At 63.5% G+C, this 26574-nt stretch carries 17 protein-coding genes; 12 read left to right on the forward strand and 5 right to left on the reverse strand.

Features of this window, described 5'->3' with window-relative positions; all coding sequences use genetic code 11:
* Positions 1-77 precede the first annotated feature (77 nt).
* The 3 genes from LPW11_RS16935 (at position 78) to LPW11_RS16945 (ending at position 4317) form a co-directional block, all read left to right on the forward strand.
* Complete coding sequence (locus LPW11_RS16935; RefSeq protein WP_230995056.1) at positions 78-1859, forward strand: AAA family ATPase; 1782 nt, start codon at positions 78-80, stop codon at positions 1857-1859.
* Positions 1856-2536, forward strand: a complete 681-nt coding sequence (locus LPW11_RS16940; RefSeq protein WP_230995057.1) for a hypothetical protein — start codon at positions 1856-1858, stop codon at positions 2534-2536. The genes LPW11_RS16935 and LPW11_RS16940 overlap by 4 nt, the downstream gene beginning before the upstream one ends.
* 392 nt (positions 2537-2928) lie before the next feature.
* On the forward strand, positions 2929-4317 hold the full coding sequence (locus LPW11_RS16945) for a sugar transferase (protein ID WP_230995058.1): 1389 nt from the start codon (positions 2929-2931) through the stop codon (positions 4315-4317).
* Positions 4318-4337: 20 nt separating this feature from the next.
* Here LPW11_RS16945 and LPW11_RS16950 read toward each other — a convergent pair whose 3' ends face one another.
* Positions 4338-5627, reverse strand: coding sequence for a hypothetical protein (locus tag LPW11_RS16950; protein ID WP_230995059.1), 1290 nt, complete (start codon positions 5625-5627; stop codon positions 4338-4340).
* A 726-nt stretch (positions 5628-6353) separates the two neighbouring features.
* Here LPW11_RS16950 and LPW11_RS16955 point away from each other — a divergent pair.
* Both LPW11_RS16955 and LPW11_RS16960 read left to right on the forward strand, forming a co-directional pair.
* Positions 6354-7562: a M20 metallopeptidase family protein gene (locus LPW11_RS16955; RefSeq protein WP_230995060.1), complete on the forward strand. Its 1209-nt coding sequence runs from the start codon at positions 6354-6356 to the stop codon at positions 7560-7562.
* Between the two features lie 51 nt (positions 7563-7613).
* Positions 7614-8387, forward strand: coding sequence for an SIR2 family NAD-dependent protein deacylase (locus LPW11_RS16960; protein WP_230995061.1), 774 nt, complete (start codon positions 7614-7616; stop codon positions 8385-8387).
* Here the strand turns inward: LPW11_RS16960 and LPW11_RS16965 are convergent.
* From LPW11_RS16965 to corA, 3 genes are read right to left on the reverse strand one after another with little or no spacing between them, the layout of a single operon-like run.
* Positions 8368-9237, reverse strand: coding sequence for a nitroreductase family protein (locus LPW11_RS16965; RefSeq protein ID WP_230995062.1), 870 nt, complete (start codon positions 9235-9237; stop codon positions 8368-8370). The genes LPW11_RS16960 and LPW11_RS16965 overlap by 20 nt on opposite strands.
* A 14-nt stretch (positions 9238-9251) precedes the next feature.
* Positions 9252-9356: a Loki-CTERM sorting domain-containing protein gene (locus tag LPW11_RS22415; protein ID WP_331001570.1), complete on the reverse strand. Its 105-nt coding sequence runs from the start codon at positions 9354-9356 to the stop codon at positions 9252-9254.
* Positions 9343-10317: a magnesium/cobalt transporter CorA gene (gene corA, locus LPW11_RS16970; RefSeq protein ID WP_331001571.1), complete on the reverse strand. Its 975-nt coding sequence runs from the start codon at positions 10315-10317 to the stop codon at positions 9343-9345. The genes LPW11_RS22415 and corA overlap by 14 nt, the downstream gene beginning before the upstream one ends.
* A gap of 155 nt (positions 10318-10472) precedes the next feature.
* Between corA and LPW11_RS16975 the strand changes: the two genes are divergently transcribed.
* The 6 genes from LPW11_RS16975 (at position 10473) to LPW11_RS17000 (ending at position 19026) form a co-directional block, all read left to right on the forward strand.
* Positions 10473-11591, forward strand: a complete 1119-nt coding sequence (locus LPW11_RS16975; protein WP_230995063.1) for an alpha/beta hydrolase — start codon at positions 10473-10475, stop codon at positions 11589-11591.
* Positions 11592-11607: 16 nt separating this feature from the next.
* A complete protein-coding gene (locus LPW11_RS16980; RefSeq protein ID WP_230995064.1) occupies positions 11608-11874 on the forward strand; it encodes a hypothetical protein in 267 nt (88 codons plus the stop codon).
* Between the two features lie 247 nt (positions 11875-12121).
* Positions 12122-14512, forward strand: coding sequence for an ATP-dependent DNA helicase (locus tag LPW11_RS16985; RefSeq protein ID WP_230995065.1), 2391 nt, complete (start codon positions 12122-12124; stop codon positions 14510-14512).
* A gap of 62 nt (positions 14513-14574) precedes the next feature.
* Entirely contained in the window at positions 14575-15336 is a 762-nt protein-coding gene (locus LPW11_RS16990; RefSeq protein ID WP_230995066.1) for a L,D-transpeptidase family protein, read from the forward strand.
* On the forward strand, positions 15333-16571 hold the full coding sequence (locus tag LPW11_RS16995) for a dicarboxylate/amino acid:cation symporter (RefSeq protein WP_230995067.1): 1239 nt from the start codon (positions 15333-15335) through the stop codon (positions 16569-16571). The genes LPW11_RS16990 and LPW11_RS16995 overlap by 4 nt, the downstream gene beginning before the upstream one ends.
* Positions 16572-16728: 157 nt before the next feature.
* A complete protein-coding gene (locus LPW11_RS17000) occupies positions 16729-19026 on the forward strand; it encodes a methyl-accepting chemotaxis protein (RefSeq protein WP_230995068.1) in 2298 nt (765 codons plus the stop codon).
* Positions 19027-19028: 2 nt separating this feature from the next.
* Here LPW11_RS17000 and LPW11_RS17005 read toward each other — a convergent pair whose 3' ends face one another.
* On the reverse strand, positions 19029-20552 hold the full coding sequence (locus LPW11_RS17005; RefSeq protein ID WP_230995069.1) for a C13 family peptidase: 1524 nt from the start codon (positions 20550-20552) through the stop codon (positions 19029-19031).
* Positions 20553-20843: 291 nt separating this feature from the next.
* Between LPW11_RS17005 and LPW11_RS17010 the strand changes: the two genes are divergently transcribed.
* A complete protein-coding gene (locus tag LPW11_RS17010) occupies positions 20844-26501 on the forward strand; it encodes a pilus assembly protein PilY (protein ID WP_230995070.1) in 5658 nt (1885 codons plus the stop codon).
* Positions 26502-26574: the final 73 nt, after the last annotated feature.

Genomic DNA, 26574 nt, shown 5'->3' on the forward strand with positions numbered 1-26574 from the left:
GTTCAAAAACTCTATAGCTAGTATGGTTTGCCTCACTACTCCCCTTTTGCCCCCCTGGGGCCCCATGGCCAAATACTATGTACTGGGAACACTACGGGTTTAACGAGCCGCCCTTCGCCCTGACCCCCAACCCCGCCTTCCTCTTCCTGAGCTCTCCGCACCAGGAGGCCTTTGCCCATCTCCTCTTCGCCATCGAGAACCGGGCGGGGTTCATCGAGCTTTCCGGCGAGGTCGGTACCGGCAAGACGACGATAGTCCGCACGCTGCTAAACCAGCTGGACCCGGAGATCTACCGCACCGCCCTCATCTTCAACCCCACACTCACCCCCATCGGGCTTCTGAAAGAGGTCTGCACCGAGCTTGGCGTGAGCGGCGCGGGAGACGAGATGCACGAGCTGCATCAGGCTCTGAACCGCTTTCTCCTGGAGGAGAACGGGGCGGGGCGCACGGTGGTCCTCGTCATCGACGAGGCGCAGAACCTCTCCGTGCAGGTGCTGGAGCAGATCCGCCTCATTTCCAACCTGGAGACGGAGCGCTCCAAGCTGATCCAGATCGTCCTCGTCGGTCAGCCCGAGTTGCGGGCGCTCCTGGCCCGCCAGGATCTGCGCCAGCTGGACCAGCGCATCACGGTGCGCTACCACCTGAAAGCGATGGGGTCCGCCGACACCGGTGAATACATCAGGCACCGCATCCGCTTTGCCGCGGGAGGGCGCGAGCCGCTGCACTTTTCCGCAGGCGCTGTGCAGCGGATCTATCGCTTCTCGGGCGGTCTGCCGCGTCTTATCAACGGCGTGTGCGACAGGGCGCTTCTCCTTTCGTACACCCGCGAGACATACGAGGTGACGCCTGCCATGGCCGCCCTCGCCATTGCGGATCTGCGCAAGGATGTGCACCGCCCTGTGGTATCGCGCCGCGTCGCCGCCTGGGGAGGGGGGGGGATCGCTCTCTGCGCTGTTGCCCTTGCGCTCGTCCTCTTTCCCGCATCACGCGAGCCCATTGCACAGCACCCGGAGAAGGTTGGGGGGCAGGCCGCAGCCGCAAAAAAAGTGGCGACAGCCGCTGTCGCCGCCCCCGTTGCTCCGGCAAGCCCCGTCGCGAAAGGTGCGCCTGCTCCGGTTGTGACAGCGAAAGATTCCCCCCTTTCACGTGATGCCGCCCTTGCCGGGCTCGGCTCCCTTTCGGAGGACGAGAACCTCGTCTCCGCCCTCAATGCTGTCCTTGCGGAGTGGCGTGCCCCGGCAATGTCGCCGTCCGAGGCAAAGGGGGGAAATCTGAAGGCGCTGGCGCGCCGGCGTGGGCTTACGGCGACGAGGGTGACCGGCGGGATAGACGCCGTGGCACGCCTCGACGCACCCGCACTGCTGCACGTGCCCCTGCCGCACGGCGGGAGCCGTCTCCTCGCTCTGACAGAGCTCGGAAAAGAAACCGTTACGGTTGTTCCGGCAATCGGAGGGCGCTCGGTACTGACCCGCGACGAGCTGGCAGCGATCTGGAGCGGAGGTGCCACCTTCCTCTGGAAGGACTTTCACGGCATCACCACCAATGGGAAGGGAGTGGAGAAAACGGAGAAGGTGACGCTCCTTCAGGGGCTTTTGCAGGGTGCCGGATGCTACGAAGGGACTCCGGACGGCACCATGGGGCCAAAGACGGTGGAGGCGATCGCCCTGTTCCAGCGCAGGGAAGGGCTCGCCGTGGACGGGAAGGTTGCCGGTCAGACCCTCATCCTTTTATACCGCCGTGCGGGAGGATTTTTCCCGCCGGGGGTGGCTCGGAAAGAGGGGAAACCTTCTTCCGCTCCAGCCAGAACAGACGCGGGTGGCGCGGCCCAACGCGCTCACCGCGGGGAGCAGATCGCATGAGTCTCATACTCGACGCATTGAGAAAGATGGAGCAGGAGCGGAAGAGCCGGCTCGGGGGGAGCGTGGACATCCGCCCCGAGGTGCTGCGCTATCGCAGCTCGAGCACGCCCCAGCCGCGGGAACGAAAGCCGTATCTGCAGATTGTCGTTGCGGTGATCCTGCTCGCCGGCGGGGTCGGCGCCGGAGTCTTTTTCAATCGCGGTTCCCACAGCGAACCGGCGCGAGAGGCGACCGTTGCCGCAGTGGTGGAGCCCGCCGCCGGTTCCCATGCCGCTCCCCCGGCCCCGCTCCCTGAAGCCGTAGCGCCGCAACCTGTCGCTCCCGTTGCCGCAGCTCCGGCGCCCGTGGTGGCTCAACCCCCCGCTGCGCCGAAAGCGCCCCCCGCATATCCGGCCCCTGTTGCGGTCGAGCGTCGCGCGGCGAAGTCGGCAAAGTCCGCCCAGGTGGAAGCGCCCCAGCAGGCCGCCGCTGTGGAGGATTTTCGTGGTGCCTCTGACATCACTGTTTCCGGCATCGCCTGGCAGGAGGAGCGCAGCATGAGGCGCGCTGTGGTGAACGGCGCGCTGGTCGGAGAGGGGGCTGAAGTTGCCGGCGCCCGCATCGTGGACATAAGGGAAACTCGCGTCCGATTCTCCCGCGGCGGACATCTCTTCGATGTCTCCTACTCCGGAAACTGACTTCGCTACAAAGTGAGAAGGGGAGCCGCTGCACGAGACCTCGCGTTCCCCCATTGCCACGAAGCACTGCAGCATGCCTAACGTTCCCCCCTTTGCGAAGGGGGGGCAGGGGGGATTTGCCTTGCTTAGGCCAGATGAAAAGGGGACCGGCTACTTTTCACACCGAAACGTAGCCTGTCCCCTTTTTTGATCCGCTGCTCAACCCGCACTGTACCTACTACCTACTATCTCGTCTCGTTTGCGTAAACATATTGATATTTAGTCATTATTGATGTATAAACCCCGTCATTGTTATGACGGATCTGTGTGTACTGTAATGCTGCCGAGCCATACCGCACCGATAGGTCCGCCGTGTGTTTTGCGGGGGTATGATGTTAAAAGAGCGGGCTGGCTTGATTAAAAAAGCCAACGTCGTCTGCGATGCGGCGCTTGTTGTAGTTTCCTTTGTCACTTCCTTTAATCTCCGAGTCCAATTCGGGGGGCTCGAAGACCTCGACTACTACAGCTGGGTTCTCCTCATCGCCGTTCCCGTGTGGGGCTACCTCCTTGACCGCTACGGGTTTTACCGCTCGCACCGGCTCACCTCCCCCTGGACACTGCTGCGCTCTCTCGCTCAGGTCACCGCCATCGGCGGCGTCGTCACCTCGTCCGCCATATTCCTCCTGCAGCCCCACGGCTTCAGCCGTGGCTTCTTCGGCACCTTCCTCATACTGTCATTTCTGATCCTCGCCACCGAGCAGCTTCTGGTGCGCTTCGCGCTGCGCCTCTTGCGCCTCGAGGGGTACAACTTCCGAAACATCCTGCTCGTCGGGACCGGCGTCAGCGCCCAGAGGGTCTTCGAGCTCCTCGAAAGGCACAGGGAGTGGGGGCTCCAGGTGGTGGGGGTGCTGCAGACCTCGCCGCAGCACGTCTCTCATGCGCTCGAGCATCGGGTTGTGGGGAACCTCACCGACATGGTGGAGGTCTGCAAATCGTACCCTGTGGACGAGGTCATCTTTTGCGACAGCAAGGAGGAGTGCAGGTTCGAGCTCGCGGAGTACATCGAGGAGCTCGACACCATGGGGATCACGGCCCGCACCGTCCTCAACCTCTACTACCGCTTTGACTGCCACAGAGAGCTGGGGATGCTGCACGGCGAGGTGCCCCTTCTTACCTTCCGTCCGGTGTCGCTCGACCTCGACCAGCTCTTTCTGAAGCGCTGCCTCGATATCGCCGGCGCAAGCGTAGGCCTCCTCTTCTCCGCGATCCTCTTCCCCTTCATCGCCCTCGCCATAAAGCTCGAATCTCCGGGACCCCTCTTCTTCGGACAGACCCGGGTGCGCGAAAACGGCCGTACCTTCACCTGCTGGAAATTCCGCTCCATGTATCAGGATGCGGAGGAGCGCAAAAAGGAGCTCATGCACCTCAACGAGATGAACGGGGCGATTTTCAAGATCAAGGATGACCCGCGCATCACCCGCACCGGTGCATTCATGAGGAAGACGAGCCTCGACGAGCTGCCGCAGTTCTGGAATGTGCTGAAGGGTGAGATGAGCCTTGTGGGGACGAGGCCGCCTACCCCCGCCGAGGTGGAGGGGTACGAAAACTGGCAGCGGAAGAGGATCTGCATCAAGCCGGGGATAACGGGGCTCTGGCAGGTCAGCGGCCGGAACAGCATCACCGATTTCAACGAGGTCGTGCGCCTCGACATCGAGTACATCGACAGCTGGAGCTTCTTCCTCGATCTCAGGCTGATCCTGAGGACCGTGAAGGTGATCTTTTTGCGGGAAGGGGCCTGCTGACGCCGTGGGCGGCGCCCCGGTCAGACCCGCAGGAATTCTTCCGGCGCGAGGCTAGTGGCGAGCATGACCATGTTGATGTCCCTGTGCTCGCGCCAGCTTTCCGTTTCCTGGTTTCGCTCTTCCAGCCAGTGCTTTTCCACCTTCTCCGCCAGAAAGAAGTAGCTCCCCAGCCGCGCCATGTCGCGGGAACCTCCCTCCGCCATGTTCCTCGCGCACAGCCGCTCCGCCGCGTGGACCCCTATCGAAAAACCGAGCTCACGGAAGGGGAGCCGGTAGTTGTGCGGAAGATAGAGTATGCCGCGGGTCTGTCCGATGCCGCGAAGCGCCGCCCTCAGCACCTTTTCCTCCACTTCCCGCCTTCGAAACTCCCCTCGCTCCACCAGCTGCTCCATCCGCCACATATCGCACAGCAGTCCTCCTATGCCGAGGAGATCGTCCGTCTCCCACGTCATGCCGCGGCCGATGCTGGAGAGGTCTTCGATGGCGGCGGAAAGGTCGGTGAAAGGCGGGTGGATGGGATCCTCCGGAGGGGGAGGGGACGCATGGGGAACCTCCCTGTGATGCAGATGGGGCGTCAGAGGGGGCTCCGTATCCAGTGGATAATTTGTGGACGGAGCGGGGCCAGCAGTGGCAGGTTCAGGGGGAGGGGGCGTGGACTGGCGCTCCTTTAGGAGCCCTTTTGCCGCACTTTGCAGCTCGCAGCAGGTGATCATCCCGTCGAGCGGGTCGTGCAGCCCCATGGAAGGGACCAGCGGACGGGTGAGGTCGATGCTCATCTTCCAGTACAGCTGCTTTGCGCCCCACACGGTGGTGTGGCTGAATTTGGCATGGGCTACCTGCGCCAACTCCATTCCCCACACGAGATACCTGCTGTCGCCGGTAACGCGGGTCATCGCATTGAGCGCGTGCATCCATTTGGTGAGGTAGTGGAAGTACTGCCCGTCCCGCTCCCATTCGAGCTGGTCGTCCGGCGGTTCCTGGGGGGTGCGCTCATCGAGATCCTTCCCGATGCGCAAGCCGCCGCGGGTAGGGTGCTTTTCCCCATCCTCCTGGCTCAGGCCGCTGATCCACCCGGTGCGCCTGTCTCCCGGGCGATGCCGTCCCAGTACGTGGTGCACCTGGTCCACCAGCCGTATTGCCAGGTCGCGCCACCTCTCCTCCCCCGTCTGCCGGTACAGCTCCAGAAAGTTGCAGACGGCGAAGGCATCGGTCCAGAGGTAGCGGCGCGGAGGGGCACCTCCTCGTATTCCGGTTTCTTCAGTGAAATACAGCATTATCCTTTGCACAGTCGCGAGATGGTTGTGTTCCACAAGTGATCCCCCTATGTAGGCCGGAATAAGCGGAGCGTTTCCGGCAATTCCGGCGGCACCGATCGGCTAACGCCGACGCCGGGAACTCCTGCGGCTTATCCCGGCCTACAACGCCACGATGTCCCATGTAGGCCAGAATAAGCGGAGCGTTTCCGGCAATTCCGGCGGCACCGATCGGCTAACGCCGACGCCGGGAACGCCTGCGGCTTATCCCGGCCTACAACGCCACGATGCTTCCATGTAGGCCGGAATAAGCGGAGCGTTTCCGGCACTTCCGGCAGCACCGATCGGCTGGCGCCGACGCCGGGAACGCCTGCGGCTTATCCCGGCCTACGTTGCGACCGGCCGCACCCCCCCGCATCGGAATCATCCCTTCTTTCAGTATATCAATCGCACGGTTTTGGAGCGTATGTTGATTTCCAGCAGCACGCGCTAGCGCCAGCACACTGCTACAGAGGTACTCTCATTACTCAAAGAGTTAAGATGTGGCAGGATGAAAACTTCAATGAGTGGTTGAGCGATCGCGTTCCCGTGCCACCAAGCAGGATCAGCTCCTTCTAGTACCGTTCCGCGCGACCCTGTTCCCGGCCTTGTGTCACAAATACCCTACCCAAAGAGTACGGCTGAGTGTACTATGACTTTTTTTTGGCTTCGGTCGAGCTACATGCGGTCGCCGCCGGTCCCGGTTTCCATCGATGATCGCGGGCCGATGCAACGGGAGGTTGCATGCAGGTAGGGGATCTACTTTTTGAAGCGGAACAGTCACTGCCGTACTTGAGCGCGCTCCGGCGCCACCTGCACGCCCACCCGGAGGCGGGGGTGGATCAACCCGAGACGGTTGCCTATCTTGACCGACAGTTCCGGGGGATGGAGGTGGAACTGCGCCACGGGCCGGGTGAGGTGGGGCTGGTGGTGGAAATAAAAGGGGCCCTGCCGGGGCCGTCGCTCGCGTTGCGTGCCGACATGGATGCCCTGCACCTGACGGAGTCGGACTCCCCGGACCATCTTCCTCAGCGGCTCGGTTTCCGCTCCACGGTCGACGGCCTCATGCATGCCTGCGGTCACGACGCCCACTGCGCGATCCTCGTGGGGGCGGGAAAGCTGATCTATCAGCACAGGGAAGAGCTGCGCGGCTCGGTGCGGCTCCTCTTTCAGCCCGGCGAGGAAGGGTACGGCGGCGCACAGCGGATGGTGAAGGCAGGGTACTTGGAGGGGATCGATGAGGTGTACGCCTTGCATTGCCTGCCGACCCTGAAAGTGGGGCAGGTCGCCTACAGGAAGGGCCCCTTTTGCGCGGCGATCGACGTCTTCCGCGTGAAGGTGCATGGGACCGGCGGACACGGCTCTGCGCCGGAAAATTCCAGCGACCAGGTTCTGGCGTTGTGCAAGATTGTCTGCGATCTTCAGTACATCGTGGCGAGAAGGGTGGGGGCGCTTGACCAGGCGGTACTGTCGGTCTGCCAGGTAAGTGCGGGGGACCGTGCGGCGAAGGCGGTCATTCCCGAAGTCGGCGACTTCTGCGGCAGTGTGCGGACCTTTTCCACCAAGGTGCAGCGGTCGATCCGGGAGATGTTTTTCGATGTCTGCCATAGCTCCGCGCGGGCAGTTCATCCGCAATGCCGGGTGGAGATCGAGTATGAGCCGGAGTGCCCCGCAGTGGTAAATGACGAGGCAGTGGTCGAGAACCTCACTTCGTTCCTCTCTCGCTTCGTCGAACCCGCCGACCTCCTGCACGACTACAAGCCCGCTCTCAGTTCGGAAGATTTCTCGTACATGCTGCAGGAAAAGCCGGGAGCCTTCATGTTTCTCGGCGTGGCAGGCACCGATGGCGACCCGTCGGCAAATCCCTTTCTGCACAGCGCTCACTTCGACATCGACGAGCGGGCCCTTTCTTTCGGCGCCCGCCTCTTTGCCGGAATCGTATTCGGACGGTAAACTGTCTTCTGGCGCATCAAATCTTTCCAGATCAGCTGAGGACCCCATCCAATGAGTGTAGACGCCTCGATCTCCCCCGGCGAACTTTCCGAGATGCTCAAGCAGGCGAAAAAAGTGGTGGCGCTGACCGGAGCGGGATTGTCCACTTCCGCAGGGATACCCGATTTTCGCGGCCCGAAGGGGCTGTACGTGTCGCGGCGCTACGATCCTCAGAAGGTTTTCGAGATCAGCTGGTTTCGACGCGATCCGAGCTACTTTTACGAATTCGCCTGGGACTTTGCCACCATGGCGAGTGAGATCACCCCCACCTTCAGCCACGAGTTCCTCTGCACCTTGTCCGGGAAGGGGATCCTCTGCGGCATCGTCACCCAGAACATCGACCTGCTGCATCAGGAAGCGGGGAGCGAACGCGTCATCGAGTTGCACGGCTCCTTCGGCTCCGCAACCTGTCTTAAGTGCGGGCAGCGCTTTTTCAACCTGACCTATCGCTGGTGGCTCGATCTCATGGGGAAAAGTCCGGACAAGCCGGTGGCGCGCTGCGGCTGCAAGGGAGTGCTGAAGCCGGACATCGTCTTTTTCGGAGAGGCAGTCTACCGCTACGACGAGGCGGAGGAGCTCATCAGAGAGTGCGATCTCCTCCTGGTTCTCGGGTCGTCGCTCAACGTGACCCCGGCCTCGCTTCTTCCCTACGTCACCAATGCTCCGACCATCATCATCAACAGGGGCTCCATAGGCCTTGGCACTGCGAGCCACCGCCACCTCGTCAACGCCGACCTCGACGACTACCTGAAGGAGGTCGCGCACTCTATGGAGATTGCCAGGTAGCGGTGTATTCCACCCCTTCGCCCGGCTTTGCAATCTCCGGCTCCTGCACGATCCACCCCCCCTGCACCCCCATCTCCCTCGCGCCGAGCTCAAAGTGGCACATGGCGATCCCCATGTCCACCCGCTGCAGGTCCGCCAGCCCGAGGACGGTGAACAGGAGCGTTCCTTTGCCGTACCCCTTCGTGCGCTGCAGGTACAAGTGCCATGCACCGTCGCCGCGCACGATACGCCACGGTTGCCTGTTGGAGGCGGAAGGCGCCAGCCGCACCATCTCCAGCACCCCTGCGTATGCACCTGCCTCCGCAGCGTGAAGGGGCACCCCGAAACCCCCGTCGAAAAAGAGCTCCGAAGCCGGCAGCCTCCGATCGGAACCTGCCCGGCGCCGGATGCCATCCTTTTCCCGGGTCCCTTCCTTTATGTATCCTACCGAAGCCACCGCCGGCATTATCTCCCCCTGGCCGAGCCGGATCCTCTCGGCGAAGCGGCTCTTCGTGAGGCTTCCCCCGAGCCAGCAGCTTCCGAGACCGAGATCGGTGCAAAGGAGCAACCCCTGCTCCAGGAGGTAGCCGTATTCTTCCAGGTCGTGCGCTCCCCTCTTCATTGCACCCACGACGTACCCCGTCGCCCCCTTGATGAAACCGTAGGTGCCGAGCCCCCGCAGTATCTCGTGGTCCTCTTCGGTCATCGCCAGAAGCTCGAACCGCGCCTCCCCGCCGAATGGACCGGTGCGGTGTTCCGCAAAGAAGCGGGAGAGGGTGCGCAGCGTCTCCTTGCCGATCGGCTTGGAGGAGTAGCTTCTGCATGAGTAGCGCTGCCTGACGAGGGAGTCTATCGAGGACCTGAACTCCATGGCACCTCCACGTTTCACAGCCACTCCTTTTTCCGGAAAAAGGCCAGCATGCCGACGGCGAGCACCAGCATGAGGAGCATCACCGCGGGGTAGCCGTATCGCCACTCAAGCTCCGGCAAACTTGAAGTTCATGCCGTACACGCCGCAAATGAAGGAAAGGGGCATGAATATGGTGGCTATCACGGTCAGGAACTTCATGGCCACGTTGAGCCTGTTGCTGACACTGGAGAGATAGATATCGAGGAGCCCCGAGAGCATCTCGCGGAGCGTCTCCAGGGTGTCGAGAACCTGAACCGTGTGGTCGTAGAGGTCGCGCAGGAAGATGGAGGTTCCCTCCTCGATGAGGTGAGAGTCGCGCCGCTGCAGCGAGCCGACGGTCTCCCTGAGGGGCCACACCGCCTTGTGCAGAAAAAGCATTTCTCTTTTCAGCCGGTTGATCTCCTGCACCGTCGCAGTGGAAGCGTTCACGAGGACCTCATCTTCCAGCGCCTCGATCTTGTCCTCCAGCGCCTCGAGGACGAGGTAGTAGTTGTCGACGGTGATGTCCATGAGGGCATAGAGGAGGTGATCGGCGCCTCTGGCACGCAACTGCCCCTGCGGGTTTTCCAGGCGCGCCCGGACCGGCCCGAAGACGTCCCCATCGATCCCCTCCTGGAAGGAGATCAGGAGCCGCTCGCCGAGGACGAAGCTCACCTGCTCGCTTCTGATCTCCGCCCCCTTCTCCCCGGCGGCGAGCATCTTTAGTACAACAAAGAGATAGCTGCCATAATCGTCCGCCTTCGCGCGCTGGTCCGTCGCGAGCACGTCCTCCAGGACGAGGGGGTGAATGCCGAAGCCGGTGCCGAAGCGCTGCAGGAGATGAGCGTCCGGGAGCCCCTCGACGTTGACCCAGGTAATGAGGGGAGGGGGGTGGGAAGGGAAGAGTTCCCCTACGTCCTGCACCTGCCGCTTTTGCAGGTGCTCGGGATCGTACTCGATCACCTCGATCGCCACAGACCCGCCCCTCTCCCGGCCGAGATGCATAAGCGTTCCCGGCGCGGCGCCGACCTTTTTTGCTCTTTTCTTCAGGGATTTGGACATCGGGGCTCCGGGAATCTTCTGGGCGATGCGGAGATTTCTCTTGAAGCACCATCGGTGCGAAGTCATAGTTTAACGAGGGGGAAAGTGGTGTCAAACCCGCGCTTTCCGCGATTTCATGTGGCGGCTCGCGCCGCCATCCTGGAAGAGAGAAATCGATGCGTGCAGCGCTCTATTCCATCTACCTCGCAGTCATCGTCGTACTCCTCTCCGGCTGCGACATCCGGCGAGAATACGACGCTGCGCTCGTTCTCGGCGATATTGCGGCGGGGACGAAGGAGAGCCGGCTGAAGGCGACGACGCCGCAGCCGGCGCGGAGGGCGGTCGCCCTTCCTGGCCCCGGGACGACACGTACAGCGGATCTCTATCTCACCAGCGACAAGCCCCTCGCGGGTCTCCTCCTTTTACCCGGTGCGGCTGAGGGGGGGAAGGACGATCCGCGCCTCGTAGCTCTGGCTGTGACGATGGCGCGGGCGCGCTTTGCGGTCCTCGTCCCCGACATGGTCGGCTTTCGCTCCCTCCAGGTCGGCAGCAGCGACATCGGCGAAACCGCACGCGTCTTCGCCTGGCTCTCTTCGCACAGAGATCTCGCCCCCGAAGGGAGGGCCGGGATCTTCTCCCTGAGCTACGCCTCCGGCCCTGCGCTACTGGCCGCGCTGGAACCTCCTGCTGCGGGACGGGTCTCCTTCCTCATGTCCATCGGCGGCTATCACAGCGTGAAGGACGTCCTCGTCTTCTTCACCACCGGATACTTCCGGCTCGACGGCGAGTGGCGCTTCCTCCAGCCCAACAGCTACGGGAAGTGGGTCTTTGTGCAGAGCAACATCGGAAGGATAACCAGCCGGAACGACAGGCTCCTTTTCCAGCAGATTGCGCAGCGAAAGCTGGAAAACCTTGACGCCCCGGTGGATGACCTCGCCGCCCGGCTCGGCCCGGAGGGACGCAGTCTCTACGATTTCATCGAAAACCGCGACCCGAGGGAGGCGCCGGCGCTCATGGACCGGCTGCCGCTCCCGATCCGCCGGGAGATCGACGACCTCAATGTCGCCGCCCGCGACCTCTCCAGGCTCAAGGCCAGACTCATCCTCGTCCACGGGTATGACGACGACATCATCCCCTACACCGAGAGCATCGCCCTCAGCCGACAGCTCCCACCGGGGCAGGCGAGGCTTTACCTCGTGCACGGGCTGAAACACGTGACGCTCGGGCACCACATGCTATCCGACAGCTACCGGCTGTGGCGCTCCATTTCGGCGCTTCTGGCGGAGAGGGGATAGCCCGGAAGGAGGCAACGTGGAAGCGGAAGTAGTTTCCATAAGGTACCGTATTCCTCTCACCGACGCGCAGGCGAGGAAGCTGCGGCGCACCTGGCCAAACGGCGACCCCTTCTACCCATACGAGAAGATGGAGCGCCTCCTCGGGACGCTCCAGGTCGAGGATCTTAACTGGCATCACTACTCGGGGGACTGGCTCTACTTTACGGTCTACGGAGAGGATATCGAGGGGACGCTTGCCGAGGCGCTGAAGGTATTCGAGGGGGCGCTCGGGAAGGTTGCTTAAAAAGCTCTTGGTTCGTTCCGGGTAGCGAGGGTACATTGCCACGAAGCACTGCAGGAGACCAGACGTTCCCCCCTTCGCAAAGGGGGGGACGCGAGGCCGCGCTCACCCCTTGGAGGGCACATGGCCCCCTGGTCCCCGGTATTACAGAAGAACCTTTTGCTTTGACTTCGCCTGCGTGGCGGTGCTATTTCTGTCTGATCCGGTCGGTTCCCGCGACCGCCTCATTCTCCCCAACAGCAAGGTCCCGATGAAAGTCATTACCGTGCCGCTGCGCGAGTTTGCGCTGCCGGTGCCGCGCGTCGGCAGCATTGAAGCGAACTCCGGATTCGGCCGTTCCGCTGCCGAAGGGCAGGAAATCCACCAGCGCGTGCAAAAGCAGAGGGTGAAGCTCGACCCTTCCTATCAGGCGGAGGTGCCGATCAGCGGCAGCTTCGACCGGGAAGGGTTCCGCTTCCATGTCCAGGGGAGGATGGACGGCATCTTCCGAAACGGCACTCCGACCATCGAGGAGATCAAGGGAACCTTCAATGTGCGGGAACTGGCCCGCCGCCTCTCCGATGCCCCCTTCGGCCATCCCTACTGCCTCCAGCTTCTGACCTACGGCTACCTCTACTGGCGGGAGCACTCCGTCATACCGACCCTCACTTTTCACCTCGTTTCCTCCCGGAGCGGCGAGTCGATCGACCTCCCTCTCGTGCTGGACGTTCAGGCTTACGAGGAGTGGCTCCAACTGCGCCTTGCGGAGCTTGCGGTGGAGGCGACCCTCGCCGAGAAGCGGGCGGCGCGCAGGCGCAAGATCGGTGCCGACTTCAAATTTCCCTTTTCAACCCCGCGTCCGAAACAGCTCGACCTGCTGCGCACCATCGAGGAGGGGATGCTCGTCGGGCAGCCGATCCTGCTCCAGGCTCCTACCGGACTCGGCAAGACGGTGGGGGTGCTCTACCCGGTCCTGAAGGAGGCGCTGGGGCGGGGGCAGAAGGTGATCTACCTGACGCCGAAAAACAGCCTCCATTCCGTGGCGGAAGACGCTGTGGCGCGTTTTCAGGAGACGGGGGCGAAGGTGAAGTCCCTCTCCATCACCGCCAAGGGGAAGATCTGCTTCAAGAACGAGCCGCTGTGCGACCCGGACTACTGCGAGTACGCCCGGGACTACTACAAGAAGTTCTTCGAAAGCGGGATCCGGGAAGTGCTCGCCAAGAAGAGGAAGCTGAAGGCGCGCATGTTCCGCGAGGTCGCCGAAGCTCACCAGCTCTGCCCCTTCGAGCTGCAGCTCGACTGCATCGAGGAGGCGGACGTGGTGATCTGCGATTACAACTACGTCTTCGCGCCGCGCTCCGCCCTGCGCCGCGTCGGCGGCATCGAGGTGGACCAGACGGGGAAGCCGAACCTGGTGATCGACGAGGCGCACAACCTCCCCCCCCGTGCCATGGACTACTACTCGCCGGCGCTCTCCACGGCAGTGCTGGAGGGGCTCCGGCCGAAGATTGCCGAGCTCCAGCCGCGCTTCAGGCGGGAGGCGGACGATCTTCTCGACCGCTGCGTCGCCATCGTCTCTTCCTGCGCCGGCGGGAAGGGGGGGAAAGGTGGGAAAGGGGTGCGGATCGATCCCCCCGTCGCTCTCTTCCTGGAGCAGGACGCAGCGCTGCGAGCCTTCCTTTCGCGCTACCTCGATTCGGACCTGGAGATAGAGCATGGCGATCCGGTCATGGCGCTCTCCTTCTACTGGTCAGGCTTCACGGAGACGCTGGAGTACTTCTCGGACGGAGACAGAACGGAATTCTTCGCCACCTGTCACCCGCACCCCACCGGCGCGACCGTCAAGATTACCTGCTGCGACGCCTCCGCCATGCTGAAGGAGTGTTACGCGGAATACCAGCAGGTGGTGGGATTTTCCGCGACGCTGAAACCGTTCGAGTACTACGCGAAGCTTTCCGGCCTCATCGTTGGAAAAACCACGACGGCGGAGTTTGGCTCTCCCTTTCCGAAGGAGCTGCGAAAGCTCCTCATCATCCCCCAGATCTCCACCAAATACGCGGACCGGGAGCGCAACTACCCGAAGGTCGCCGAGGCGGTGCGCAGGATGGCGGAGCTGCGGCGGGGAAATTACTTCGTCTTCTTCCCCAGCTTCGAATTTCTGGAGAGGGTCGCCGCTCTTTTTCGACCGCCGGACGGGTTTACGCTCCTTTTCCAGGAGCGCAGTATGAATGCCGCCCGCGTGGAGGCGGTGGTCGATCATCTGCGAGCGCAGACCGTTCCCACCATCGTCTTTGCGGTGCAAGGGGGATCTTTTTCCGAGGGGATGGATTACGCAGGGGAGTCGGTCATCGGTGCCTTCGTGGTGGGGCCGCCACTGCCGAGTTATGACCTGGAACGGGAAGAGATGAAGGAGTATTATCAGAGGGAATACGGCGCTGGGTTTGACTACGCCTACATCTACCCCGCAATGGCGAAGGCTGTCCAGGCTGCCGGGCGGGTCATCCGGTCCGAGACGGAGCGGGGACTGATCGTCCTCATGGACAACCGCTTCACCCAGACGAGCTTTACCCGTTGCATGCCGGCCGACTGGTTCGATACCGATGTCGCCGAGATCGTGTCGGGGAGGATACTGCAGGACGTCGGGGAGTTCTGGGAGAGGTAGCCTCCCCCCCCCGGATCCTCCCCGCATCGAACTTCTGCACCATCACCTTTCAGGAGAGGTACATGCCGTCGCTTCACCGTTGCCGCATTCCTCACCCCTTTCTTTTCCCTCTCATCGCCCTTGTAGCTTTTCTTGCTGCCGGTTGCGCAACCGTCCCGCACGGATCGGCAACGCATATCCCCGACCACGAAGCCTCAACCTTCGTGCCGCGCGATCTCCCGGCGTCCACTGCACAACTTGTCGTGGTGGCCGACGACGGTGGCGCGCGGGCGACGGTGTACGCACTGCAGCGCTCGCCGGATGGCTGGCATACGCGGCTGGGACCGCTCGAGGCGTCGATAGGAAAGAAAGGCTTCGCCAGGATCGGCGAGAAAAGGGAAGGGGACGGCAAGACCCCCTCGGGGCTCTTCCCCCTGGAGTTCGTCTTCGGCTACGCTGCCAGTGCGCCGACCCGCATGCCGTACCGGCAGGCGACGGAGAATGATCTGTGGGTCGATGACCCAAGCTCCCCCGATTACAACACGTGGGTGCGCAGGGGTGAAACAAGTGCCTCGTCCTTCGAGCTCATGAAGCTCCCGGACCATCGCTACCGCCACGGGGTGGTGATCGGCTACAATCGCGACCCGGTCGTAAAGGGGAGGGGGAGCGCCATCTTCATCCACGAGTGGCTGGAAATGGGGCGGCCGACGGCCGGGTGCGTCGCCCTCAATGAGGCGGGGATCGTCTCCCTCATAAGCTGGCTCGACCCTGGTGAGCACCCGATGATCCTTATGGGAGACGCCGCTGTCGCTGCGGCGCCGGGAAGGGAGGAGGGGATGCGATGAGGGTGCTGCGGAGCTACCGCCTCTCGCTCGTCATGATCGCCTCCATCATTGCAGGCGCCGCGGCGGGGCAGCTTGCGCCCGGCTTTGCCGCCGCCATAAAGCCGGTCGGCGATCTCTTTCTCAACCTCATCTTCATGATTATCGTCCCGCTCGTCTTCTTCTCCGTATCCTCCAGCATCGCCAATTCCCCCGGCTCGACCGTCTCGCGCATATCCCTTTGCATGCTTGGCGTTTTCCTCCTCACCAGCGTCATCGCCGCCGTCACCTCTCTTCTCTTTCTCCTCGTGGTTACGCCGTCACCCGGCGTGGGAATCGTCCTCAAGCTCGCGGCGCCCCTGGAGCCTCCCCACCCTCTGGCGCAGTTGGTAAAGACGGTGACGGTGCCGACCTTCGCCGAGCTTCTCTCCCACAGGGCGATGCTGCCGCTCCTGATCTTCTCCTCTGCCGTCGGCGTGGCGACGCGCCGCCTCGGCTCGGAGGGTGAGCCGCTGGCCCGCATCCTCGCAAGCGGCTCGCGGGTAGCGCTGAAGCTCGTCGACTACGTCATGCTGACCGCTCCCGCCGGCCTCTTCGCCTACTTCGCTGCGACCGTGGCGGAAACGGGAGCCCAGCTCGCCGGGGCATACCTGGCTCTTTTCACCGCCTACTATCTCTTCGGGACCTTCTATTTTCTCGCCGGTTTCTCTGCCTATGTCTGGTGCGCCGGTGGCGGCGTCGCAGTGAGGCGGTTCTGGTCGCAGATGCTCACCCCCTCCCTCACTGCGCTTGGTACGTGCTCCAGCATGGCTACCATTCCGGCCAACCTGGAGGCAGCTCCGGCGATGGGAGCGCCGCGCGAGGTGAGCGACCTGGTGATCCCGGTCGGTGCCGTCATTCACAAGGACGGCTCCGTTATCGGCGGAGTGGTGAAGGTCCTTTTCGCACTGAGCCTCTTTCATCTGGAACTCACCCCCCAGCGCCTCGTCATGACGATAGCCGTAGCAGTAGTCGTCGGGGTCGTGATAGGAGCCATTCCGAGCGGCGGGATGATCGGAGAACTCTTCATCCTGAGCGTCTTCGGATTCGGCCAGGAGGCCCTCCCCCTTCTGGTGGCGATCAGCGTCCTCATCGACCCGCTGGCGACGCTGATAAACGCCACTGGCGACGACGTGGCGGCTGTCATGGTGACGCGGCTGGTGAAAGGCTCTTCTGGGATTCCGGAGAAAACCCCGATGTCTGAGCTAAGAAAGGAGTAAGCGAGGTCTGGTGCGGCGCATGGTTGAGTTCACCGGCGGCTGGGCGCCGCTACGGGGCAGCGGCACGCCGTAGCACTGTTGCACAAAGAACGGCAAAGTGTGACAATCGACCTGAACAAAGGGGCGTCTGCCCGTACGGCGCCCCAGGAGAGCCTTCATGAAGCTGTGTTCCGCTCCCAGGATGCAGCCAAAGATACTTCTCGCACTGTCATTCCTTTCCTGCAGCGCCGTCGTTGCTCTCTGCTTCTATCTCGTCTCCTTCGGAAGCTCCTCCCTCTTTCCGGAAATCGAAAATTCCGCCCGCTGGCTTCGCGGCCTTTGTCTCGCTGGTGCCGCCATCTTTCTCCTTTGCGGTATGGTGCTTCTCTATCTCCGCTGCCTCCTGGCGAACCGGGCGCAGGTCGTGGCGACGCTCGCCGAGCGCTGCGCCCTCCTGGAACTGCAGCAGCAAAATGCTCCCGACGACATCATGGTGGTGGACGGCGCCAATACGGTGGTCTTTCACAACCGCCGCCATCCCGACCTCTGGGGCGATACCCCCACCGCCTCGGAGCCGCTCCCCTTCCTGCAGGCCGTCGAGCCTCTCCTTCAGAAGGTCTCCGATCCGGAGGAGTTGCTGGTGCAGCTTCGCTCGCTGGCGGGGAGGCCACAGGCGGAATCCCACGATGAAATTCATCTTCTGGACGGGCGGGTCTTCTACCGCTACACCGCCCCCCTGCGCGCCGCCGACGGCACTCTTTACGGCAGAATCTGGTGCCTGCGCGACAGCACCGCAGATGCGCAGGCGATCGCTTCACTACGTGAGAGCGAGAATACCTACCGGGGGGTTCTGGAAAGCTCCGCGGACGGCGTGGTGGTCGTCGACGAGAGTCACAGGATCATCCTCGTCAACGAGCAGTTCGAGCTCATGTTCGGCTACCCGCGCGCGGAGGTACTCGGAAAGGACGTCGACATGCTTGTGCCGAAGAGCTTTACCAGACACAAAGGGCATGTCTCCGACTTCTTCAGTGCCCCCCGCAGGCGGATGATGGGGCACGGGCTGAAGCTGGTGGCGCTTCGCAGAGACGGCTCGGAGTTTCCGGTGGAGATAGGGTTGAGCCCCATACGCACCGGGGAGGGGCTTATCGTTTCAGCCGCCATACGCGACATCACGCAACATGAGCTTTCCGACAGGAAAATCGCCGCCGCCGCAGCGTATGCACGGACCCTCTTCGAGTCGAGCCCGGACCCGCTCCTGACCATGAGCCCGCAGGGGGAGATAAGTGACGTGAATGAGGCGATGATGGCACTGACCGGGCGGAGCAGGGAGGCCCTCGTGGGGAGCTTCTTTGCCGAGCACTTCACCGATCCGGAGAAGGCGCGGGAAGTGCGCGCGAAGGTTTTCGCGGAAGGGTCGCTGCGCGATTATCCGCTGACGCTGCGCTCTCTCTCCGGGCAGCTCTCCGAGGTCCTGTACAACGCGGTGGTGTACCGCGACGAGGCGGGTGAGGTCGCCGGGGCCTTTGCCGCGGCACGCGACATGACGCAGCGGCAGGCGATAGAGGCGGAGCTGCGGGAACTGAACCGGGTACTGGAGGAGCGCGTGGCGCAGCGCAGCGAGGAGCTTCTTTCCCGGGCGCTGGAGGTCGTCGAGGGGGCCGGGGCGGTGGCGGCGACCTCGCGCAGCCTGCGTGAGATGACGAACCTGGCGGTGCGCGGCGCAATCGACACCTCCGCCGCGCTCAGCCACACCACCGCCGCCCTGGAGCAGGTGAGGCAGACCGCGCTCGAATCGAACAAGAAGTCGCGGCACGTCTCCCTCGCGGCGCAGCGCAGCGCAGACGTCGCCCAGGGGGGGCGCACCGCGGTACAGGGGGCGGTCGCGGGGATGATCCGTATCCAGTCGCAGGTAACCGGCTCGGTGGAAAGTATCGTCCGCCTCAGCGAGCAGAGCCGTACCATCGGCGAGATCATCGCCACCGTGAACGACCTGGCGGAGCAGTCGAATCTACTGGCGGTGAATGCGGCGATAGAGGCGTCGAAGGCAGGGGAGCAGGGGAAGGGATTCGCCGTCGTGGCGCGCGAGGTGAAGAACCTCTCGGAGCAGTCGCAGGCCGCGACGGCCCAGGTGCGCTCCATTCTGGACGACATCCGCCGCGCGACAGACGGGGCAGTCCTCGTCTCCCAGCACGGAAAGGACTCTGCCGCCGCGGGGGTGGAGCAGGCGAAGAAGGTCGGGGAGGCGATCAGGCAGATGGAGGAGAGTGTCGATCTCTCCGCCCAGGCAGCGCTGCAGATAGCTGCCTCCTGCCAGCAGCAGCTCGTAGGTCTTGACCAGGTTGCGCGGGCGATGGAAAGCATTCGCGAGGCGAGCGAGCAGAACGTCGAGGGGATAAAGAGGCTCGAGAAGACTCTGAAACGACTGGAAGAGCTCGGGGAGACGCTCGATCTCCTCTCGCGCGCACTGCAATGGTAGTGCTACCCCTCGTCGGAGCCGGGAAGGTCCCTTCCCTTCGTCTCTCCCCGCGGAGGGGGCGGGTGCGCAGGCTCCTTCTGCGCGCGAAGCGAGTTCTCCAGCCGCTTCAGTGCCGGGGCCACCTTTGACCCGAGGTGGATCTGCGGGTTTGACGGGGTCTCTCCCTGCTCTGTTTCCCACTTCCTGATCGTCGTCCGCGCCTCCTCGAACGCCGCCGGGAAGGACCAGGTCCTGCGCAGCGCCTCGTTCAGCAGCGCCTCCCCAAACCAGGTAAATTTCTCCCCGAAGCCGCACCCGAACGACTCGTGGGTGGCATCCGCCGCGGTCATGATGAGGGTGTCGGCATCTTTCAGAGGATCGACGAAACCGCCGGAGTAGCAGGCGGAGACGACGATCACCTTCCAGCGTATCCCCGACTTTTTCAGCATGCGCCGCAGCATCTCCGGAGTCACCCCGTCGAGCTCCAGCGGCGGATTGTCCACGGCGAGGACGTGTTCGGGGGAGCCGTGCGAGGTGAGGAAGAGGAAGAGGACATCGCTGTCGCGGTTCATCGCCTGCCCCACCGCGACGAGGGTCCGCTCCAGGTTTCCGGGGGTGGCGAAGGGGAGGGTGGTCGCGGTCCTCGGGTTGTTGGCGAGAAGGACCGAGCGGCCGGCGGTGCCGAAGCGGGTGGCGAAGAGCTGCTCTACGGCGCCCGCTTCCTTGATGAAGACGTCCTGCGTGGCGTCCCCTGCAAATCCCACGAAGTAGAGGTGAGGGGTCCCTTTCCCCCCCGGGAGGAGGGCGGCAAGCTCCTCGCCGAGGAGGCGGGACTGCGCGGAGAGAACCTCTTCGGTGAGGTGCATCTCGCCGCTTTCGCTCCCCGTGGAGGGTGCGACCCAAAGGTCCCCGCGGGGGAAGGCCCAGAGTGGAAGGACGATGAGCACGAGGAAAAGGGCGGCGCTCGCCATGCGCCGCGGCAGCGGAGCCTCGCGCAGGCGCAGCAGGAAGAGGAGGGCCGCCGCGCTCCACCACCAGAAGAAGCGGTAGTAGTTCGGCGCCTCCAGGTACTCCTGCAGCCAGCGCAGGACAGGGAGCCTCACGAGCCCCTCCAGGGCGCAGTGGTACAGCTCCACCGGTATGCTCAGCGATATGAAGGCGACCGGGAGGGCGACGAGAAGCTCGGGGCGCTGCAGGAGTCTCGCCGTCAGCAAGCCGTAAAGGAGCATGAGCGGGAGGTGAAAGAAAAAAGAGGGAAAGGAGGACCAGGCGGGGGTGCCATCCGGGCCTGACAGGAGTACCGAGACGAGGATGTTCGTGAGGACGTCGGCCAGGACGAGAAGCGCCAGGGCGGACGGGGATACCGCCAGATCTGCCACTCCTGTCCGCAGAAAAAGGGAAATCCTCCCCCCCGTCAGGAGGTTGCGTAGAAGCCCCCGGATCGCGCTTCCTTTTCCCGTAGCGGCAGCGGCGCCGGAGGCGGTCTCGCAGGGGGCACCACCTTCCTCTTCCTTGTCGATCCCGCTGCCGGCGCTCTCCGTCGTCACTTGGCGTCCCCTTTCAGATTTATCGCCAAAATATAGCACGCCTCACCCCGTTTGGGGAGCGGCTCCACACGCTTTGCGACGTTGTAGATCCTCTCTCTCCATCGCAGGCGGGCGCGGGGGGTGGTCGTCATCTTGAGTGAAAGAGAGGGGGGCGGGGTCCTTTTTTTTCTCTCTCCGATGGATATACTTCAAAAGTTATAATTTGAATCACTGCAATTTCTTTTTCTCTACTGCTCCCTGCAAAAGGTGGCAGGAGGGCGAAAAAAACACCTTTTGCGAGGTCATCAGGCCATGACCAGGGAGCCGTCTCCACGCCGCGTCGCACTGATCCCCTTTTTCTGTCTCCTTCTTCTTTGTCTGCTGAAGCCGCTCGTGGCGCGCGCCGGCACGGTCAACATCGTATTTCCCGCCAAAGATACCTGCGGAGAAGAGTTCACAGCCACTCCCCCAGGGGAATGGGGGTCAGGGAATCCGGACTATTACTCTCCCGGTGACGTCGTCTTCACCTTCTCATCGTCAAACTGCGTCATCGACGACATCCTCGTCGACTCCAGAAGCGTCGGAAGCGCGAGCAGACAGACGGTTACCGTGGGGGAGGCTTCGCTCATCATCACCGTCAAGATGAGCCGTGCCGCCTACACCATCACCACCACCCACAACGATTACGGGACGGTGACGCCGTCGTGCGACGGCCCCGTGCCGCCGGGGGGAAGCTGCGTCCTGAGGCTCGAGCCGAATCCGGGGTACACCGTCGGCCCCCCAACCATTTCCCCCGCCGGGAGGGCACAGGGGGTGCTGACCAGATCGGGGACGTACTTCCTGTACACCCTCAGTAACGTGTCCGGTGACGTGAACGTCGTGATCCCCTTCGTCACCGCCTACTACATCACGGTCTCTGCCTCCGATGCGACCATAAAGGACGGCGACGGTGCGACCGTCTCGCCGGGGAGCGCCGTCGTGGTCGCGGAGGGGGACACCCCTACCTTCACCGTGACGCCGAGTGCGGGGTTTACCTGCGTCCAGGTGACCACCCCGACGGGGGAAATTCCGTGCGATCCCAGCCACAAGTACACCTTGAAACCGGTGACCCAGAACGGCGAGCTGAAGGTCGTCACCGCCAGGGGGTACACCATAATCGCCAGTGCCGGCGCGAACGGCACGATCTCGCCGAAGGACGCCGTCCCCGTCGCCGCAGGGAGCTCGAGGACGTTCACCTTCACCCCGGCATCCGGTTTCACCGTCGACACGGTCACCGTCGACAGCATCTCGCAGTCCACCGGTACCACCTACACCTTCCCAAACGTGCAGGGAAACCATTCCATCGACGTTACCTTCAGGCCCGCAGGGGCGAGGATGAAGAACTACTGCAACGCCCCCCCCTTCGTCGCCTCCGGCGTGAAGTCGAACCTCCTCCTTCTCATTGACAACTCCGCGAGCATGTACGATCTCGCCTACACCGGCGCGAACTACTGCGTGGATGACAGCTACAGCAACACCTCGTCGTATGCCGGGTACTTCGACGAGGGGGGGGTGTATGCCTACGACGACGCCTCGCAGAGTTTCGTCGCGGGGGCGACCCTCCCCTCCTCCTGCAACGGCATATCCACGACCTATCTCTGCCTGCAGATGAACGGATCGCGGTCTCCCCGCACGGTGGCAAGGTTCGTTGCGAGCGGAAAGTTCCTGAACTGGCTCACCTCGTCTAAGCTCGATGTGGAAAAAAGGGTGCTCACCGGCGGAAAGTTCGTGGCGCAGGGGAGCGCCACCAGCGGGAAGCTCGTCGGGGAATCGCGCGGCTGCCAGGGAAAGCGCTACGTAAAGCTCCTCCCGAGGAGGTCGGACCGGAGCTACCCCCCCATCACCTTCGCGGTGCGGGGCCCGCTCAACGGGGAGGCGGACTTCCCGTACGACGCGAGCCGCGGGGGGGCGACGCGGATAGAGGTCTATGACAAGGCGTACCAGAGCGACGCCTGCCAGGAGGTGATCGACAGCTGGCTCACCGTGAAGGGGGGGAGCGACAACGGCAAGGAAGGAGACAATGATGTCCTGCGCGAGGTAAAGGAGCAGATCTTCAACTGTCTCGACCACCCCGTCCAGAGCTCGGGGCAGCCGACCAAGAGCAGGGTCTACAGCCTCGTCATGAACGACTGCTTCTATTATCTGAAGACGGACGTTGTTCCCGAGGACACGGAGCTGGCCAGGGGGTGCGCCGCCAGGTTCTCCACCACTGGCGGGGCGGGGACGGCCACGGAGCTGAACGATACGGTGTGCGCCAACAACGTATCCCATGCCCTCCACACGATCCTCGGCGGCACCGCCTCGGCAACCGGCTCGACCACCGGTTTTCTGGGGAACTGCAGCGCCTCGGGGAATACGAGGCCTGAGTGCGCCGGCGACCAGGTGAAGGACTACTGCCTGGAGATAAAGCAGCCGACGATCACCGACCCGGCCGCGACCTCCAGCGCCAGCGAGGGGGAGACTGCCAGCATACGGAGCTTTGTGCTGGAGGCCGGCACCGCGGGGCTCGGAAGCGCCGCAGGGACCTTCTTCGCACAGATTTCGCTCCCCTTTCCCCCGAGGGGACAGATCCAGGCTTTCAGCAGCGAGATGAACATCGGCGCCATGGTCTTCCACAACGGCGCCGGTTCCGAGTGCGGGAAGGGGAGCGAAATCATCCCCTGCATCGCACACTGCTCCATCAAGCACAAAGAATGCTACCAGAATACGGACTGCGAAGACGGGGAGAGCTGCATACCGGAGGTGCCCACTGACGGCGGCAAGGTCATCGCCCACCTAAACTACACCCCGGTGGGGGACCATTCAGGAGCGGGGCTTATCGCAGCCATAGACAACATCGGCTCCAGCAGCGGGGCGAGCGCGAACGTCTGGACCCCCTTTGCGGAGGCATTCTACAACGCCATCGGCTACTTCGCGGGGCGCACCGATCTGCGTCTGCAGGCGGGGGACTTCGACGAGAAGATGCCCCCCACCCAGTACAGCTGCCAGATGAACAACGTCCTCATCCTCAGCGACGGGATGTCGACTGCCGACAACAACAGCAGGGTAAGCCAGCTCGTCGAGACGTACCGCACTTCCAGCGTCCAGGCGATTGCCAAGCTGTACAACCCCGCGGAGGAGGGGGGGACCGGAAGGGACTCCGTCAATAACTGCCCCGCGTTCCAGGGGAGCAGGAACCTCGACGACCTCGTCTGGATCGCCTCGCACAGAGACATCAAGGACCTCACCACCTCAAGCGCCTCCGATCAGGCGCCGCGCAACGCGAGCCGGCAGATCACCACCCACGCCATCTACCTCGGTCCCACCGCCGATCCGAAAACGGCTCCCCCCGGCGAGTGCGACCCCTCGACGCTCCTCAGGCACGCCGCGGACGTGAGCGGTGGGCGCTTCACCCCCGTTCCGGACGCCTCCAGGCTCGACGAGGCGTTCAGGGGGATGCTGCAGCTCATCTCCGGAGGGAGCAACGCCGGGAGCGACGCCACCCTCCTCTCCACCGGGGACGGCAACGGCGCCCTTTTCCTCCAGCCTCTCTTCTACACCCGCAAGAGCTTCGACAAAGGGAAGAGCTCCGTCTCCTGGATCGGTGAGCTGCAGAGCCTCTGGTACTACCTCGACCCGATGCTCGGGAACTCGGACGGAAGCGCCAATACCATACGGGAGGATACCGGGTACAGCGGGAGCGGGGAGCACCTCCTCGACCTGAAGACCGACCGGGTGGTGGAGTTCTCCTTCAACAGCGACCAGAACCGTTCCGAGGCGAAGCTCTTTTCCGACAATAACGGCGACGGCAAGATCGACGTCCCGCAGCCGTCCGGCTTTCCGCTGGTGAAGGATCCCGACGAGGTGCAGAGCATCTGGCGAGCCGGGCTCGAGCTGTGGAAGAAGACGCCGGCGGCACGGAAGGTGTACACCCAGACAGACGACCGCACGCTCGTCGACTTCAGCACGCTCGACACCGATTCCTCCACCAACCGCACCCTCCTGCAGGCCGCCGGGAAGGATGAGGCGGGCGCCATCATCGACTTCGTGCTCGGAAACGAGGCGCCATCGGGGGTGCGGGACAGGTCGGTGGCGATGTCGGCCGCGGAGAGCACGGAGAAGGTGTGGAAGCTCGGAGACATCATCTCCTCCACCCCGCGGGTGCAGGCGCAGTCGTCGCTGAACAGCTACCAGCTACCCCCTCCGCGCGGCTACCGCGACCTTTCCTACGACAGCTTCATCAACTCCCCCTCCTACCAGAATCGGGGGACGGTCTACGTCGGTGCCAACGACGGAATGCTGCACGCCTTCCGCCTGGGAAAGCTGCGTCTCGGCCCGGTGCCGCAGGACGTCTCCTCCGCCCACCCCCATGATGCGGAGGATCCCTGGCCGGTGACGCAGAAGGGGGCGCTGTCGGGGGCCGGTCTCGGGGAGGAGGCGTGGGGATTCGTGCCAAAGAACGCGCTCCCCTATCTCAAGTACCTGAAGGACCCGCTCTACACGCACCTTTACTACGTGGACGGCGGCATCACTCTCTCCGACGTCAGCATCGGAAAGCCCGAGCTGTGCACGAGCTCCGACTACTCCCACTGCCTGAAAGACGCAAAGAACGGCAGCAACTGGCGCACCGTCCTGATCGGCGGGATGGGGCTCGGGGGGGGGACGAGGGGACCGGGCGACTCCTGCTCGGACACCGCCACCGGGAGCTGCGTGAAGACCCCCGCGGAGGGGGTCGGCTTCTCCTCCTACTTCGCCCTCGACGTAACGGGGCAGAGCTCGGAGGGCACAACCGAGCCGAAGCTCTTGTGGGAGTTCGCCCCTCCCGGCCTCGGATATGCCACCTCCGGCGCGGCGATCGTGAAGGTCAGCGCCCGCGACACGCGCAACTTCGCGAGCCGCGAACGGAACGGGAAATGGTTCGCCGTCTTCGGCTCCGGCCCTACCGGCCCCATCGATTGCGACAGCTGCCAGTTCAGGGGGACCTCCGACCAGCGGCTGAAGATCTTCGTGGTGGACATCGGGGCACACGGTCCGCTGGTGGAGGGGACGAGCTACTGGGTCATCGACACGAAAATAGAGAACGCCTTTGCCGGGAGCATTTCCGGCGGAGCGATCGACGTGGACAAGGCGGACGTGGGGCAGGGGGGGTACTACCAGGACGACGCGGTGTACATCGGCTACACCCGGAAAGGTGAAGGAGGAGAGTGGAACAAGGGGGGTGTGCTGCGCCTCGTGACGAAGGAGGATCCCTCCGACCCCTCCAGGTGGGTCGCCAGCACCGTCATAGACGGCATCGGCCCGGTCACCGGCGGCGTAACGAAGCTCCAGGACCGGACCAGGAAGAACCTCTGGCTCTATTTCGGCACCGGCAGGTACAGCTACAACCAGGACGACATCTCAGGGGCGCGCGCGCTGTACGGCATAAAGGAGCCGTGCTACAGCAGGGACATCATCCTGCCGAACCGGCTCGACCAGGCCTGCACCCTCTCCCGCAGCGTCTCGGAGCTCACGGACAAGACAAGGGAGTCCTCGGACAAGCTGAACCTGACGCAGGACAAGGGGTGGTACGTGGAGCTCGAGGAGGCGAACAAGCCGGAAAGCGGCTTCGGCAGCGAGAGGGTGCTGGCGATGCCGAGTTCCAGCACTGCCGGAGCGGTCTTTTTCACCTCCTTCAAGCCGTCGACCGACCGCTGCTTTATGGGGGGGAAGTCGTACCTGTGGGGGCTCAAGTACGATACCGGCGCGGCCCTTGCGGGGACTGCCGCGGCATTCAACGGCAAGGCGCTCACCTATCTCTCCACCGGCACCCTGGCAGCCTTCGGGGTGAAATCGTTCCCGGACGCCCTGGGGAGGCGCAGCTCCGCCATGATCGGAAAGCCGGGGGGGGTGAAGATAGTCTCCAACAGCGGCCTGAAGCCGGTGCGCAAGATCCTGCACATGCAGGAACGCTGATGCCCCTGACCCGGTAGCCGAGGGGGTGGCGGGGTGGAGCTGATCTGCCGGAGCGGCTGCACCCGGCGGACCG

The sequence above is a fragment of the Geomonas sp. RF6 genome, from assembly GCF_021044625.1.
Taxonomy (GTDB): Bacteria; Desulfobacterota; Desulfuromonadia; order Geobacterales; family Geobacteraceae; genus RF6.

Coding starts and splice junctions, on each gene's coding strand:
- LPW11_RS17000 (WP_230995068.1), top strand. CDS start 16,729: ATGAAGCTGTGTTCCGCTCCCAGGATGCAGCCAAAGATACTTCTCGCA.
- LPW11_RS16935 (WP_230995056.1), top strand. CDS start 78: ATGTACTGGGAACACTACGGGTTTAACGAGCCGCCCTTCGCCCTGACC.
- LPW11_RS16975 (WP_230995063.1), top strand. CDS start 10,473: ATGCGTGCAGCGCTCTATTCCATCTACCTCGCAGTCATCGTCGTACTC.
- LPW11_RS16960 (WP_230995061.1), top strand. CDS start 7,614: ATGAGTGTAGACGCCTCGATCTCCCCCGGCGAACTTTCCGAGATGCTC.
- LPW11_RS16955 (WP_230995060.1), top strand. CDS start 6,354: ATGCAGGTAGGGGATCTACTTTTTGAAGCGGAACAGTCACTGCCGTAC.
- LPW11_RS16995 (WP_230995067.1), top strand. CDS start 15,333: ATGAGGGTGCTGCGGAGCTACCGCCTCTCGCTCGTCATGATCGCCTCC.
- LPW11_RS16990 (WP_230995066.1), top strand. CDS start 14,575: ATGCCGTCGCTTCACCGTTGCCGCATTCCTCACCCCTTTCTTTTCCCT.
- LPW11_RS16985 (WP_230995065.1), top strand. CDS start 12,122: ATGAAAGTCATTACCGTGCCGCTGCGCGAGTTTGCGCTGCCGGTGCCG.
- LPW11_RS16940 (WP_230995057.1), top strand. CDS start 1,856: ATGAGTCTCATACTCGACGCATTGAGAAAGATGGAGCAGGAGCGGAAG.
- corA (WP_331001571.1), bottom strand. CDS start 10,317: ATGTCCAAATCCCTGAAGAAAAGAGCAAAAAAGGTCGGCGCCGCGCCG.
- LPW11_RS16965 (WP_230995062.1), bottom strand. CDS start 9,237: ATGGAGTTCAGGTCCTCGATAGACTCCCTCGTCAGGCAGCGCTACTCA.
- LPW11_RS17010 (WP_230995070.1), top strand. CDS start 20,844: ATGACCAGGGAGCCGTCTCCACGCCGCGTCGCACTGATCCCCTTTTTC.